We start from the raw sequence: 14,935 nt of genomic DNA, 5'->3' as shown, positions 1-14,935 counted from the left end.
CCGGAAGGAGGGGGCGATGATCAACGACGCACGCGACCGCGGATGAGTTCCATCGCGGCGCTCAGTTCCGGAACGCGCAGCACACGTGCGGACACGAGGAAGAGCAGAGCACCGGCGACGCAGCCCACGAGGGGAGCGCCGAGGTAGGAGAACAGACCGGGGCCGACGTAGGCATCGAAGAACCAGAGCACACCGAAGCCCACAGCGACGCTGGGGACGACCGCCAGGTGCAGGCGCAACAATGTGCCAATCACGTGCTTTCCGTCAAGTCCTCCGATACGGCGACTGATCACCTGACCGGCGATGACCAGACCGGAAAGGAACGACAGCATGAAGCCCGAGGCGACGCCGACCACGACCATGTTCGGCGGCAGCAGCAGATAGGCCACCAGTGCCAGAGCGCTGTGAACAGCGAGGTTCGCGCCACCGATGAGGGCCGGCGTCTTCGTGTCGCCCATGGCGAAGAACACGCGCAGCATCAGTTGGAAGATCGTGAACGGCACCAGACCGAGCGACATGACCATGAGGATCTGGCCGATGGCGGAAGCGTCGGCCACCGAGACCGACCCGCGGGCGAACGCCAGGACGGACAGCGGTTCGGCGAACATCGCGACCGCGAAGGCGGTCGGCACCAGCACGAAGGCGGAGATCCTCAGGGTGCGGGAGAAGTCCGAGCGGACCGCGTCCCAGTTCCGGTCGTCGGCGTGCGCGCTCATGCGGGGCAGGAGCACGGTGATCAGGGAGACGGCGATGATCGCGTAGGGAAGCTGGAAGAGCTGGTAGGCCAGGTTGTAGGCGCTGATGCCCGCACCCACGTCCAGACCCTCTTCGATGCTCGCGACGTTGGCGGCGTTGGCGATGTTGGTGGTGATCCACAGCCCGGCCTGGGTGAACAGGGTGTAGAGCATCATCCAGCCGGCGGTGCGGAGCGCCTCGCCCAGCCCGGAGCCGCGCAGGTCGAGTCGGGGGCGCCAACGGTAGCCGGTGCGGGTCAGGGCGATGAACAGGACCACGGCCTGCATGGCCATGCCCGCCGCGGTGCCGGCACCCAGCAGGGTGAGTTCGGCGCCGGTGATCGTCTCGGGGGTCTTCCCGGGGCCGGCCACGACCAGGAACAGCGCGGCCACGCACATGATGATGACGTTGTTCAGTACCGGAGCCCACACCGCGGCACCGAACTTGTTCCGGGTGTTGAGCATGGCGCTGAGCAGGCCGCTCAGACCCACGAAGAAGATCTGCGAGAGCAGGAAACGCGCCAGGTAGACGGACGTCTCGAACTGCAGCGGGGTGAACCGGGATCCGTACAGCCAGATCAGGGTCTCGGCGGCCAGGATCGCGGCCGTGGTCACCAACAGCAGCGCCAGCACCATCGAGGTGAACAGACGGTCCTCGGTGGCCTTGCCGCCGTCCAGGTCGTTCTTGCGCCGCTTGACCAGGAACGGGATGACCACGGAGGCCATCAGGCCGCCGATGAGCAGGTCGTTCAGGATGAAGGGGATCGTGTGCGCCGTGTGGTAGGCGTCACCGAGCAGGTGGGTGCCGATGGCGGCGGCCAGCACGATGGTCCGCGCGAACCCGGTCAGCCGGGAGGCCATGGTGCCCACGGCCATGATCGCGCTGGAGCGCATCATGCCGCCGGAACCCTCGCCCGCGGCCGACTCGTTCCCCACGGGCCCGGCGTCGAGCGCGGGGTCGTCCCCACGGGACGGCTCCCGATCGTTCGGTCCTTCGCCACCGTCGCGCTCATGACCGCCGGGGTGCCCGCCGTCCGGGGCGGGGCCGCGTGGGGCGGCCATGGGCGCGGGGAACTCACCCTCCTCGTAGGAGGACGTCGGGCCCGAGTAGGGCCGGATCGCGCTGTCGCCGGGGAGGGGACCGTCGGCGTGCTTACCGTGCTTAGGCGCGTAACGAGGGGGTTGTTCGTCGCCGTTAGGGGATTCGGTGACCACCGTGGATCAGCGTTCCTTTCATCGGAGGTATCGAGTCGCGGCCCCGGGGCCCGGAGCATGGCGAAGAGTGCGGGGGTGATGACGTGTGAACAAGGGGACAGGTCGACGGGGCGACATGTCGTCATGTCGCCCCGTCATCTTGTCGACACGGCTTCCGGCGTCACGTGCGGGTGTCGCCGTCATTCGATGGGTCCTCGCCGAGGCCGGTGTCCTCGGAGTCGGTGTCCTTCGCGTCCTGGTCGGACTTCGTGTCCGCGGCGTCGCTCCGGACCTCTTCGTCCTTGTCGTCCTCGTCGCCTTCAGGGGCGGCGCCGTCGGCCGCCTCGGCCTTGGCCGCCTGCCGTCGAGCCCACTTGCGCAGGGCCCTCGGGGCGAGGGCGACGATGAGGATCAGCAGCCCGATCCCGCTGATGAGCAGTGCCTGTGTTCCCAGACCCGTGGCGTTCACCTGGATCATGGTGTCCTGAGGGCTGATCGGCTCACCGTTGGAGTTCTGCAGGCTCACGTGGACCGTGGTGGTGCCGTTGATCCGCGCGGAGAGAGGGACGTAGACGGTGGTCTTGGCGCCCGGGGCGATCTGGAAGTCGGACGTGTAGGTACCGATGCCGAGCCGCTCGGAGTTCTCCGAGTAGATCGACAGGTGGACGTAGACCGACTCGTCCTCCAGGTCGTTGGCGACGAGCACACCGGTGATCCCGGTACTGCTGGCCAGGGTCACCGGTTCACCCGGGATGACGCGCACGTCCTGCATCCGGTCCTGCACGGACTGGCCGACCACCGAACGGGTGGCCCCGGCCAGAGCCTCGCGTTCACGCCAGTACACCGATTCCAGCCGCACGATGGCGGGACGGAAGGGGTCGCTGTCGCCGACGAGGATGCTGTTGAACAGGCGCACGTCCCGGCTCACGTCCTCGACCTGACCGAGGTAGGTGGAGCCGAGTTCCTGTTCGCGGGCCCGGTCCGGGTAGCGCAGATCCTCCCGGGTCTCCTCCCGGTCACCCTGATCGGGCAGCTCGACCCCGTCCAGACGTTCGGGTGACAGCCACGGCAGGTCCTCGGTGGCTTCGAGGACACCGGAGGCCAGCTCCGTGCTGGGATCCCAACCGGCGGGCGGAGCGGCCACCACGACACGGTCGTCACCGACGTTCTCACCGGCGATCATCGCGGTCTCCGCGGCGAACCGCTGCAGGGCCAAGGCGGACTCACCGGGCCCGTGTGAGGGCATGGACAGCACCTCGGTCAGGCCGACGTCGGCGACCAGGGCGAACGGTTCCTCTTCGTCGTCCTCAGCGGCCGGAAGCGGTGCCTGTGCGGTGGGCGTGGTGGAGAGCCAGGACGCGGCCGGCATCGCCGACTCGCGCAGAAGGAACCGGTGGGCTCCGTGCGCCGCGTACAGCTCGTGGACGTTCTCGTCCATCAGCCCGCGCGCCGGGAAGGCGAACCTGGAGTCGGCCTCCATGGCCAGGGAACGGCGCACCGCCTCCTGGGCCAGGGTCAGGGAGGCGTCGGCGTCGACGTGCAGGTCGTTGCGCAGCAGCGCGACCAGGTCGGTGTTGGCGTACGGGGTGGCCACGACGGTGTCGGCGGGCAGGATCCGGCGGGCCTCGCGCAACCACACCTGGGCGGGCACGTCGGCGGCGCGCTGGTGGCGTTCCGGTTCGGTCCCGCCGGGGACCTCCAACAGGTCCTCCAGGACGTCGTGTTCCTCCGCCGCGATGCGCAGGACGTCGTCCATGGTTCCGGGGTCGACGGCCCACGTGATGGGGACACCCTCGGTCCGTTCGGGGGTCTCCTCCTCGCCCTCTTCGGTCTCCTCGGGGGAGTCCGGGGTCTCCGAGGCTTCGTCCTCCGGCTCGGCGGTCGCTTCGGGGGAGGGGGAGGGGGACGGCTCCCCGCCGGGGCCGTCCTCGGTGGGCTCCGCGCTGGGAGGCTCCTCGCCGGGGGACAGCTCGGTCGTCGGGCTCTCGGCGTCGGGCGAGGGCCCCTGCTCTTCCTCTTCTTCCTCTTCCTCCTGTAGGCCGAGCTCCTCGACGAGGTCCTCCTCACCGGCCTCGAAGGACAGGGGGACCTGGGCGCCGGTGGCCAGGAGACGGCCCAGCCGCCCCTCCTCGGCCACGGACGAGTGCAGGTCCTCACTCAGGAAGGTGTCGTCGTCGGCGCGCTGCGGCTCTTCCATCAGCGGCCAGACCCACGCCAGGTCGAGTTCGTCGACGTCGTCGTTCCCCGTGTAGGGGAGGAAGGTGTACTGCGTGCCCAGCTGTTCGCCGTCGCCGTCCAGGGCTTCCACGACCATCGGGTAGACGCCGTGGGACCCCAGGTCGAGGTCCTTCACCGGGGTGCTGAGCGTGTATTCCAGGCCTTGGTCGGGCTCCAGTTCGCCCGCGAACTCTTCCTCGGGGCCCTCCGCGTCGGGTTGCCAGCCGTCACCGGTGGCGAACTCGTTCATCTCCTCGCGGGAGTTGAAGGAGTGCCGCGAGTAGCGGATCCTGACGGTGACGTCCTCGATCGAGGAGTCCGTGTCGTTGGTCACCTCGCCCGCTACGCGCAGGGTGCTGTCCTCGTCGATGGCGTCCGGCGTGATCCGGTCCACGACGATCGGAGGCACCGACTCCTCGTTCTCTGGTTCCGCCGAGACGGGTGAGAGCGTGGCCGGGATCGGGAGCAGGGCGGCGGTCATGGCCATGACCGCGGCCGCGGAAGCAGTTCGACGCAACGCTTGACCGGTTTCCTGATTCGGGGCCAGGTGTCCGTCCCGCCAAGGACGTGGAGTGACGGGGCGGGGGCGGATCGGGGTGCCCGCGCGGCGCGCTCGGCGTGAGGCGGGGCCGGTGGCCGTGGGCTGAACCTGACGGGCCACCACTTCACCAGAAGATACCGTGTTCACCGAGCCCGGGTTCTGGTGCGCCCGTTCGCCCGGCGCGTGGCGGGGACAGCCTTTCATCCGGTGTGGGGTGTGCGCCAGAGGTGACGCGAGCAGGTCGGCGATTCGCGGTCACCCCGCGCGGACGCTTAATCTGCGTGGTGTGCCGAACACAGAGTTTTCGAGTGAGAACGACACCGCCCGCACCCGGCCCGCGTCGGTGAGTGAGCCGACCGGTGAGCAGCGGGCGGCGATCACCGCGTTGATCGACTCGATCCGCCCGATCCCCGAGGACCTCGGGGATCGTTTCGCCGCGCACGACCAACAGATCGCCATCGTCGGCGGTCCGGTGCGCGACGCTCTCCTCGGGCGTGTCTCCAACGACGTGGACCTCACCACCGACGCCGTACCCCAGGACATCCTGAAGCTGGTCGACGGCTGGGCGGACTCGGTGTGGACCGTCGGTATCGAGTTCGGCACGGTGGGCCTGCGCAAGAGAGGGTTCCAGCTGGAGATCACCACCTACCGCAGCGAGGCCTACTCGCCCAAGTCCCGCAAACCCGAGGTCTCCTACGGCACCGACATCCACGACGACCTGCTGCGCCGCGACTTCACGGTGAACGCGATGGCGGTTCGCCTACCGAGCGGGGAGTTCGTGGATCCCTTCGGTGGCCTGGCCGACCTGCGGGACAAGGTCCTGCGCACCCCGGGGCGTCCGGAGGACTCCTTCAGCGATGACCCGCTGCGCATCATGCGCGCGGTGCGCTTCGCCGCCCAGATCGGTTTCAGCCTGGCCCCCGAGGTGGCCGAGGCGGCCCGGAACATGGCGGATCGGCTCTCCATCGTCTCCGCCGAACGTGTCCGGGACGAACTCACCAAACTCATGCTCAGCCCGGACCCGCGCCGGGGCATCGAGCTCATGGTGGACCTGGGCATCGCCGAGTACGTGCTCCCGGAGATCCCCAAGATGCGGCTGGAGATCGACGAACACCACCGGCACAAGGACGTCTACGAGCACTCGCTCACCGTCCTGGACCAGGCCATGGAACTGGAGCGTTCACGCGGGCACGAACCCGACCTGGTGCTGCGTCTGGCCGCGCTGCTGCACGACATCGGCAAGCCCAAGACCCGTTCCTTCGAGGGCGGTAACCGGGTGACCTTCCACCACCACGAGGTGGTGGGCTCGTCCATGACCCGTAAGCGCCTCAGCGCGCTGCGTTTCCCCAAGGACGTGACCGCCCAGGTCGGCCACCTGGTCGCGCTGCACCTTCGCTTCCACGGGTACGGCAAGGGGGAGTGGACCGACTCCGCCGTGCGCCGCTACGCCCGTGACGCCGGTGACCAGCTGGAGCGGCTGCACATCCTCACCCGGGCGGACTGCACCACCCGCAACCGGCGCAAGGCCGCGGTGCTCTCTCGTTCCTACGACGACATCGAGCGACGCATCTCCGAACTCGCCGAACAGGAGGAGCTGGACAGGATCCGCCCCGACCTGGACGGTAACGAGATCCAGGAGATCCTCGACGTCAAGCCCGGCCCTCTGATCGGCAAGGCCTACCGGTTCCTGTTGGAACTGCGGCTGGAGAACGGCCCCATGGCCAAGGAGGAGGCCGCCGCGGAGCTGCGCGTCTGGGCAGCCGACCACCTCAAGGGCTGAGCGGTGCTCGGTACGGGTTTCTGCCCTCTTCGTCGCCCGCCACCGCCCGAACGAGGCATCACAACCCCGGTTTGACGGCGGTGATGGCCATCGCCATGCCGAAGACCCGTGCAGGGGTGCCCTCCAAGCCGTCCGAGACGGGCTGGAGGGCCCGCATCCGGCGGTCGAACGGCGGCATGAGGTAGTCGATGGCGCGCACCCGCAGCCCCGCGTCGCGCAGCAGGCGTCCCATCTCCTGGGTGGTGAACGCCCGCGCGTCCGACATCCGATCGTGCAGTGGGCGCACCCACGGCAGGAACGGCGCCGTTCGCCCCACAGGACCCCGTGCGTCTCGAACGGGAACCACCGGTTGGGCGTGGTCAGCGAGAACGCTCCGCCGGGCTTGAGCACCCGCTGGATCTCGGCGAGGCTCTCCTCCAGGTGGTCGAGGTGTTCGAGCACCTCGAACGCGGTGACCCGGTCGAAGGTGCGGGATTCGAAGGCGAGGGAGTCGGCCGACATCTTGTGCAGGCCGATCCGGTTCTCCAGGTCGGTGCCCGCCATGCGCTCGGCGAAGGCTTCGAGACGGGCGGGTTCGACGTCGATGGCGTCCACCCTCACGTATCCCCCGGAGAGTTCGACCGTGTAGGTGCCGTCCCCGCAGCCGACGTCGAGCATCCGGTCACCGCGGGTGGGAAGCTGTCGGCACACCGCCCCGATCCTCTTGGTGACCCCGCGCGCCCCGAAGGCGCTGGAGGGGTTGCCGAGTCCGTATCCGACGCTCATGGTCGCCATCTCCTCGTCGATGAGTCACTGCGGGGGACACTACATTAAGTGACTCTTTGATTACGAATAGATGTATCGACGGGTCGACACGTCGACCTCAGGTGGCGGAGCGCTCCACGTCGGAGCGGCCCAGGCGGCGGGCTCGCGAGGCCCAGGCCCAGCTCAGGGACAGGAAGGCCAACACCATCGCCGTGATGATCGGCACGCTCACCCCGGACTGGGGAACGAGCCCCGCGGTCAGCGCCGCGCCCAGCACGAACGTGGCGTTGAACAGCACGTCGTAGACGGAGAAGACCCGGCCGCGGAAGGCATCGTCGACATGTCGCTGAACCAACGTGTCGACGGTGACCTTCACCCCCTGGGAGACGAAACCGAGCACGAACGCGGCCACCGGGAACAGCGTGGGGGAGAAGGGCAGCGCGAACACCAGCAGCGCGACCGCGGCCGACGCCAACAGGGAGGCGATCCAGGCGCTCGCCCCGATCCGCGCGGTCGCCGACGGTGTGGCCACGGCTCCCAGGAAGAACCCGAGGGCGAGCAACCCCGCGGACACGGAGAACCCGGCCAGGCCGGCGACCCCGCCTCCGGTGAAGGTGTTGTTGTACAGCAGCAGGGTCACCAGGCTGGAGATGCCGAACAGGACCCGATGACCGCCGATGGTGAGCAGGGCGGCGCGCACCGGGACCCGTTCCCAGATGTGCCGGACCCCGGAGACCATGCCGTGCATCACGTTGCCGAGGGCCTCCCGGACCACTTCGGGCTCCCCCTCCAGATGCGGTCCCAGCTCCCGGTAGCGCAGGGTGAGCGAGACCAGGGCGGCCCCGGCGAAGCCCAACGCGGCCACGAACAGGATCACCCCGGTGCCCAGGGCCCGTTCACCGCCCATCATCCCGATGGCGAGCCCTACACCGGTCCCGAGGGAACTGGCGACGGTGCCACAGGTGGGGGTGACCGCGTTGGCCATCATGAGCTTGTCGCGGGACACCACGTAGGGCAGCCCGGCGGAGAGACCAGAGAGGAAGAAGCGGTTGACGCTCAGCACCAGGAGCGCCGCGACGAAGAACGCGGGTCCTTCACCGTTCGCGACCAGGAACGCGGTCACCGTGGCCAGGACGGCCTTGAGCACCGACGACAGCAACAGGACCTGCCGGCGGGGCCACCGGTCGATGAGGACCCCGGCGAACGGGGCGACCACGGAGAAGGGCAGGAGCAGTACGGCGAAGGCCGCGGCGACCTCTCCGGCACCGGTGTGCTGTTCGGGGTTGAAGAAGACGAAGCCGGCCAGCCCGGCCTGGTAGATCCCGTCGGAGAACTGCGAGACCAACCGGGTACCGAACAGCCGGCGGAACCGGGATCCCTGGAGGACCGCGCGCAGATCACCGAAGAAGGACACTCGTCAAGAATAGGAGAGCCCACCGTGCGCGGGGGAGGCGGGAGAGAGTGCGGCGCCCGGGACCGGTGCGGCCCCGGGCGGAGCCTCTTGTCACTCGCCCTTGATGAACTGTTCCACCGCGTCGTGGGCCTCGGCGTCGCTGTACTGCTCCGGAGGCGACTTCATGAAGTACGAGGAGGGAGCCAGGATCGGGCCTCCGATGCCGCGGTCCTTGGCGATCTTCACGGCGCGGACCGCGTCGATGATGATGCCGGCGGAGTTGGGGGAGTCCCACACCTCCAGCTTGTACTCCAGGTTCAGCGGAACGTCACCGAACGCGCGCCCCTCCAACCGGATGTACGCCCACTTACGGTCGTCCAGCCACGGCACGTGGTCCGACGGACCGATGTGCACCGCGCCGGCGTTGAGCTCGTGCGGGATCTGCGAGGTGACCGATTGGGTCTTGGAGATCTTCTTGGACTCCAGGCGCTCGCGTTCCAACATGTTCTTGAAGTCCATGTTGCCGCCGAAGTTCAGCTGGTAGGTGCGGTCCACGACCACGCCCCGGTCCTCGAACAGCTTGGACAGCACCCGGTGGGTGATGGTCGCGCCGATCTGGGACTTGATGTCGTCACCGACGATCGGGACGCCGGCCTTGGTGAACTTCTCGGCCCACTCGGGGTCGGAGGCGATGAACACGGGGAGCGCGTTGACGAAGCCCACACCGGCGTCGATGGCGCACTGGGCGTAGAACTTGTCGGCATCCTCCGAACCCACGGGGAGGTAGGAGACCAGGACGTCGGCCTTGCTCGCCTTGAGGGCGGCGACCACGTCCACGGCGTCCTCGGAGGACTCCTGGATCGTCTCGCGGTAGTACAGGCCCAGACCGTCGTAGGTCGGGCCGCGCATGACGGTCACGCCGGTCGGCGGGACGTCGCAGATCTTGACGGTGTTGTTCTCACTCGCGCCGATCGCGTCGGCGAGGTCGTGGCCGACCTTCTTGGCGTCCACGTCGAAGGCGGCGACGAACTCGATGTCGCGCACGTGGTACGAGCCGAACTGGACATGCATCAGACCAGGGACCCGGGCCTCCGGGTCAGCGTCCTTGTAATAGTGCACGCCTTGGACGAGTGACGCCGCACAGTTGCCGACGCCCACGACGGCTACACGTACCGAACCCATTGGTTCTTGCTCCTTCTTCTTCGCGAACATGGATTCCACAGCGCACGGCGACGGGCCCGGGCCGACGGCGGTCCAAGGCTCGTCATCCTGCGTTCGTTTCCGTTGTGGTCAGCAGCGCGCACGGCGGATCTGTTCCCCCTCAGGGCCGTCGGCTACGAGGGCGAACTATGCTTGTCTGGCTGGTTTGTCTGCTATGACTCTATCTTCGCTTTCGCTGTGAGAGCGCATGTCATGTGGCGCTTGAGTGGTCTCATGTCCCACATCGAACAGGCGAAGGTCCTGCGGTCCGAAGAACTCGCGCGGTGATGTCACATCACGGCCCCTAACTGGGCCGATGTCCACGATTGTTCACTTGAGTGATAGCCGTCACAAGCCGCCGAGTGGCCGCGGTAGGTGCTGTGACCTGCGAAGACTCCCCCATTCCGGCGCAAAGTGACAACTCGGTCGAAGTGCGCGATAACCTCGCGCGTGGGTTGTGCAATACCGTTCGATCGCTCTACCGTGACTCATGATTTGCGTGTGCGGCCGGTAGTACCCCCGAACGAAGCCACCGCCGCGGCGACGTTCGCACCGGCTCGAAACCGCCGGTGAGCAGGGGATGCGCACCCGCAGGCCAACGATCAGGAGGAAGTAGCGGCCAACGTCTTCGCGACCTGTTGAAAACCTGCGCCCGGGGTTGGGCGTCTCTTTATCAAGCCTTGAACGACAGGCAACAGCGGTGGAAACCAGGCAGAGCCGGCCCAGAACCCCGCCGGTACACCGCTACAGGTCGCGAATCACCGATCCCCCAGGGGGACAGACCCCCGTTTCCACCAAGGAATCGTCAGGCCGACCGGCCGTGAGAGGCAATCGAGGACCACGTGAGTACCGAACGACGACGGAGTGCCGATGGCGGCCGTCGCCGGGCCGATGGCCCGGGCGACGGTCCGCGCGGTGACGGCGGAAGGCGTAGGGCCGAGGGCCCGCCCCGGGAAGAGCGTGCCGGCGGCCGTCGCCGATCCGAACCCGAGGACGGCGGAGGTTTCTGGGGGAGCGGTGACGAGAAAAGCCCCCCACGTGAATCGCGCCCGCCCGAGGCCGGAGCCCGCGCCGAAGGACGTCCGCGCCCCGAGGGCGGACGCCGTCGCGCCGAAGGCGGCCGACCCCAGCGCCCCGAGGGAGAACGGCGTCGCCGTCCCGAAGACGGTGAGCGTCCGCGACGCCGCCCTGAGGACGGTGAGCGTCCCCGTCGCCGGCCACCAGAGGGTGCCGAGGGCTCGCGTCGCGGCCAGGACGAGAGCAGGCGACGCCGCCCCGAGGATGGTGACCGTCCCCGTCGTCGCCCCGACGACCCGCGAGCAGGCGGGCGTCGCAGGGCCGGATCCGGCCCTCGGGACCCCCGCGAACGCGAACACGGTTCCCGCTCCGAGGGCCGCCGCGCTCCAGGCAGAGGCAGCAGGGCCGCCGGAGGCGCCGGAGGCCGTGGTGGTGGCGGTGGACGTCGGCGTTCCCGCGAGGAGGAGCCCGACGACCGTCACTGGTTCAAGCGGTTCATGTCCAAGGCGTGGAAACCCGCGCTGGCCTTCTGCGGGCTGATGTTCATCGGCGGCGTGGCCGCCTTCGCGGTCCTGTACTCCATGGCCCCCGACGCCAACGAGTTGGACGAGAACGCCGAGAACCAGATGTCCGCCACCCAGATCTACTGGGCCGGCGCCGATGACGACGAGGAGGGCGAGCTCGCCAGCACCACCGGCGACGTCCAGCGCGTCGCGGTCCAGCGCGAGGACATCCCGCCCACGGTCGTCGACGGTGTGCTCGCCGCCGAGCAGCGCACCTTCTACGAGGACCCGGGCATCAACGTCATGGGCATCGGTCGCGCCCTGCTCTCCCGCGGTGAGGCCGGCGGCGGTTCGACCATCACCCAGCAGATGGCTCGTGGCTACTACAACGACCTGCAGGGCGAAGAGCCGCTGACCCGCAAGGTCCGTGAGATCTTCATCTCGATCAAGCTCAGCCAGCAGGTCGAGCACGACGAGATCCTCACGATCTACCTCAACACGATCTACTTCGGCCGTGGTGCCTCCGGTATCGAGATGGCCGCGCAGAAGTACTTCGACAAGAGCGTGAGCGACCTCGACAGTGCCGAGGGCGCCTTCCTGGGCCTCATCATCCAGATGCCCAGCAACTTCGAGAACCCCGAAGAGGGTTCCTGGACCGAGACCTACCTCAACGACGAACGCTGGCCCTACGTCCAGGAACAGCTGGCCCTGATGCACGAGGAGACCGACGGCGAACGCGGTCTTCCCCGAGCCGAGGCCGAAGCCCTGGAGATCCCGGAGAGGGTCGACTACAACCCCGAGGAGACGGAGGGTGACCCCCGGCTCGGGTACGTCCGGCAGGCCGTGATCAACGAGGTAGAACGGCGTTACGAGGGATCGGGCATCACCGGCGCCGACATCGCGACCCAGGGCCTGGTCATCAAGACCTCCCTCGACCCGGAACTGATGACCGCGGCCGAAGAGGCGTTCAGCGTCCTGCCCGAGAGCGCCGCCGATGACACCATGCACGGTCTCACCGCGGTGGAACCCACCACCGGGAGGATCGTCGCCTTCAACGGTGGTTCCGACGTCACCACGGTGATCAACAATTCCCTGGTCCACCAGACCCAGGCGGGTTCGGCGTACAAGCCCTACGTGCTGGCTCGCGCTCTGTCCGACGGCATCGGTCTGCGCAGCCAGTTCAACGGGGACAACGGACGCGAGTTCCCCGGTCTGGCCAGCCCGGTGAACAACTCCGGCGACGTCGACTATGGCGAGGTCGACCTCATCCAGTCCACCGCGGACTCGGTCAACACCAGCTACGTGGAACTGGCCATCGAGGTCGGCGAGTCCCGGGTCGATGAGTTGGCGGTCGAGATGGGCGTGCACCCGGACCGGCAGACCACGTCCACCGTCGGTCCGCTGGTCGCCCTGGGCACACACCAGGTGAACTCGCTCGACATGGCCAGTGGCTATTCCACCTTCGCGGCCGAGGGGCGGCACTTCCCCGCCCACATGGTCACCGAACTGCAGACCGCCGACGGGACGGTGCTCACCCCCGACGACTCGGAGCAGATCGAGGCCGGCGAGGAGGTCCTCAGCGAAGCGGTCGCCGCCGACGCCACCTACGCCATGCAGCAGGCGGTCCTCGAAGGTGGTGCCGGTAACGCGGCTCTGTCCGACGGCCGCCCCGTGGCGGGCAAGACCGGTACCTCCTCCGACGCGGTCTCGGCCTGGTTCGTGGGATACACGCCGCAGCTGACGGCCGCGGTGGGACTGAGTCGGGCCCAGGGCGACCCGCTCGACTTCGGCGCCGAACTCGGTGACGTCTACGGCGGTACCACCTCCGCGAAGGTCTGGAAGGCCTTCATGGAGGGCGCCATGGAGGGCGAGGAGCACCAGCAGTTCCCCGAACCCCAGTGGGTCGGTGAGGACATGAGCTACCTGCCCACTCCCACTCCGAGTGAGACACCGGAGGAAGAGGAGGAGCCGAGCGAGGAACCCAGCGAGGAGCCCAGCGAACCGGAATGCGACCCGCGGGACCCCTCGTGCGAGACCGAGGAGCCACCCGAGGACTGTGATCCTCTGGACCCGACCTGTGAGCAGACCGAGCAGCCCGAGGAGCCGGAGGACTGCGGTCCCTGGCCGCACCAGGACGACTGCGAGGAAGAGGAACCCACCATGCCCGGACAGCCGGGCGATAACGAGCAGCAGAACCAGGGCAACAACAGCCTGATCAGGCCCAGGGAGTGACCCGGGACTGAACGGGTGGTCCGCCGCCGGTTCACGGGGCCGGTGCCAGAGGGAAGAACCTCGGGCACCGGCCCCGTTCGTGTTTCGGGACGTCGATCCGCCGTCGGGTGTGTCCGGAGCTTCCAGGAGTCAGCCCAGGTGGTATTCGGCTGCTGGTAAACTCTCCTCCCGTATGGCTCAGAGTCCGTGTGGTGCGCCCCCGGTCCGATCGGGACGGTGAGACCCCGGGCTCCTGCCCTCCTGCCATGGAGATTCCATGGCCGCGACAGTCCAGAGGAGGAACGTACGCCTATGCGTCGTTACGAAATCATGGTCATCCTCGACCCGAACCTCGACGAGCGCTCCGTCGCCCCGTCGCTGGAGAACTTCCTGAACGTCGTCCGCGAGGACGGCGGCTCGGTCGAGAAGACGGAGATCTGGGGCAAGCGTCGCCTCGCCTACGACATCGAGAAGAACTCCGAGGGCATCTACGCGGTCATCGACCTGACCGCCAAGACCGCCACGGTCAAGGAGCTCAACCGCCAGTTCGGCATCGCCGAGGCCGTGCTCCGGACCAAGGTTCTGCGCCCCGAGGTTCACTAGGCACTTCGGTGCCCGTCCCTCTGATCCCCGCCCGTTCGTTTTGTCCTAGGCGACAGGGATGATGCGGGGACCAGGCGTAACCGCCTGATCCGAACTATCTCGAACCGGAGCCGATCCATGGCAGGCGAAACCCAGATCACGCTCGTCGGCAACCTCGTCGACGACCCTGAACTGCGCTTCACTAACAGTGGAGCCGCAGTCGCCAGCTTCCGTGTGGCCTCGACGCCCCGCACCTTCGACCGCCAGTCGGGGGAGTGGAAAGACGGCGAGTCCATGTTCCTCACCTGCAGTGTCTGGCGGCAGTACGCGGAGAACGTGGCGGAGACTCTTCAGCGCGGCATGCGCGTCATCGTGCAGGGCCGTCTGAAGCAGCGTTCCTTCGAGACCCGCGAGGGCGAGAAGCGGACCGTCTACGAGATCGACGTCGAGGAGGTCGGCCCGGCTCTGCGTAGCGCCACCGCGAAGGTGACGAAGACGCAGCGCCAGGGTGGCGGCGGCTTCGGCGGTGGCGGTGGTGGCGGTTTCGGTGGCGGTCAGCCCCAGCAGGGCGGCGGCTACGGGAACCAGGGCGGCGGCTTCGGTGGTCCGCAGGGCGGCCAGGGCGGCCGCAGCGGTCCTCCCGCCGACGACCCGTGGGCGACCAACGGAGGCGGCGGTGGTGGTGGCGGCTTCGGCGGTGGCGGCGGCGGAGGATTCTCCGACGAGCCCCCGTTCTAGTACGGCTCCACGGCCCACGTAACACCCGACACGGTGTCCCTAGCGGCACCGAGTCACACTTTCCATGTCCCAGCCCATCCC

General features: G+C 68.2%; 8 protein-coding genes and 1 pseudogene. 4 read left to right on the top strand and 5 right to left on the bottom strand.

The window, feature by feature from the left end; genetic code table 11:
• Positions 1-20: 20 nt before the first annotated feature.
• Together murJ and BQ8420_RS27680 are read right to left on the bottom strand one after the other, a co-directional pair.
• Positions 21-1,949, bottom strand: coding sequence for a murein biosynthesis integral membrane protein MurJ (murJ, locus tag BQ8420_RS27685; protein WP_087102795.1), 1,929 nt, complete (start codon positions 1,947-1,949; stop codon positions 21-23).
• Between the two features lie 160 nt (positions 1,950-2,109).
• A complete protein-coding gene (locus BQ8420_RS27680) occupies positions 2,110-4,632 on the bottom strand; it encodes a DUF6049 family protein (protein ID WP_087102793.1) in 2,523 nt (840 codons plus the stop codon).
• Between the two features lie 340 nt (positions 4,633-4,972).
• Here BQ8420_RS27680 and BQ8420_RS27675 point away from each other — a divergent pair, with 340 nt between their 5' ends.
• Positions 4,973-6,466, top strand: coding sequence for a CCA tRNA nucleotidyltransferase (locus tag BQ8420_RS27675; RefSeq protein WP_087102792.1), 1,494 nt, complete (start codon positions 4,973-4,975; stop codon positions 6,464-6,466).
• Between the two features lie 58 nt (positions 6,467-6,524).
• Here the strand turns inward: BQ8420_RS27675 and BQ8420_RS27670 are convergent.
• The 3 genes and pseudogenes from BQ8420_RS27670 to BQ8420_RS27660 form a co-directional block, all read right to left on the bottom strand.
• A pseudogene (locus BQ8420_RS27670) lies at positions 6,525-7,231 on the bottom strand (class I SAM-dependent methyltransferase).
• A gap of 97 nt (positions 7,232-7,328) precedes the next feature.
• Positions 7,329-8,624 (bottom strand): MFS transporter, encoded by a 1,296-nt coding sequence (locus BQ8420_RS27665; protein WP_087102790.1) that lies wholly within the window; start codon positions 8,622-8,624, stop codon positions 7,329-7,331.
• 90 nt (positions 8,625-8,714) lie between these two features.
• Positions 8,715-9,785 carry an inositol-3-phosphate synthase gene (locus tag BQ8420_RS27660; RefSeq protein ID WP_087102788.1) on the bottom strand — a complete coding sequence of 357 codons (1,071 nt, stop codon included), beginning with the start codon at positions 9,783-9,785 and terminating at the stop codon, positions 8,715-8,717.
• Between the two features lie 860 nt (positions 9,786-10,645).
• On the opposite strand from BQ8420_RS27660, the gene BQ8420_RS27650 reads away from it, so the two are divergent.
• The 3 genes from BQ8420_RS27650 to BQ8420_RS27640 all read left to right on the top strand — a co-directional run bounded on the left by BQ8420_RS27650 (position 10,646) and on the right by BQ8420_RS27640 (position 14,854).
• The gene (locus tag BQ8420_RS27650) at positions 10,646-13,555 is read left to right on the top strand and encodes a transglycosylase domain-containing protein (protein WP_200816124.1); all 2,910 of its coding nucleotides are present in this window, start codon (positions 10,646-10,648) and stop codon (positions 13,553-13,555) included.
• 291 nt (positions 13,556-13,846) lie between these two features.
• On the top strand, positions 13,847-14,137 hold the full coding sequence (gene rpsF / locus BQ8420_RS27645; protein ID WP_087102786.1) for a 30S ribosomal protein S6: 291 nt from the start codon (positions 13,847-13,849) through the stop codon (positions 14,135-14,137).
• A 117-nt stretch (positions 14,138-14,254) separates the two neighbouring features.
• Positions 14,255-14,854, top strand: coding sequence for a single-stranded DNA-binding protein (locus tag BQ8420_RS27640; RefSeq protein ID WP_087102784.1), 600 nt, complete (start codon positions 14,255-14,257; stop codon positions 14,852-14,854).
• The last annotated feature ends 81 nt before the right edge of the window (positions 14,855-14,935 follow it).

The sequence above is a fragment of the Nocardiopsis sp. JB363 genome, from assembly GCF_900143625.1.
Lineage (GTDB): Bacteria > Actinomycetota > Actinomycetes > Streptosporangiales > Streptosporangiaceae > Nocardiopsis.
Note: the sequence above shows the minus strand (reverse complement) of the source record. Positions and strands in the feature narration are given on the sequence as shown.

Coding starts and splice junctions, on each gene's coding strand:
- rpsF (WP_087102786.1), top strand. CDS start 13,847: ATGCGTCGTTACGAAATCATGGTCATCCTCGACCCGAACCTCGACGAG.
- BQ8420_RS27660 (WP_087102788.1), bottom strand. CDS start 9,785: ATGGGTTCGGTACGTGTAGCCGTCGTGGGCGTCGGCAACTGTGCGGCG.
- BQ8420_RS27640 (WP_087102784.1), top strand. CDS start 14,255: ATGGCAGGCGAAACCCAGATCACGCTCGTCGGCAACCTCGTCGACGAC.
- BQ8420_RS27680 (WP_087102793.1), bottom strand. CDS start 4,632: ATGGCCATGACCGCCGCCCTGCTCCCGATCCCGGCCACGCTCTCACCC.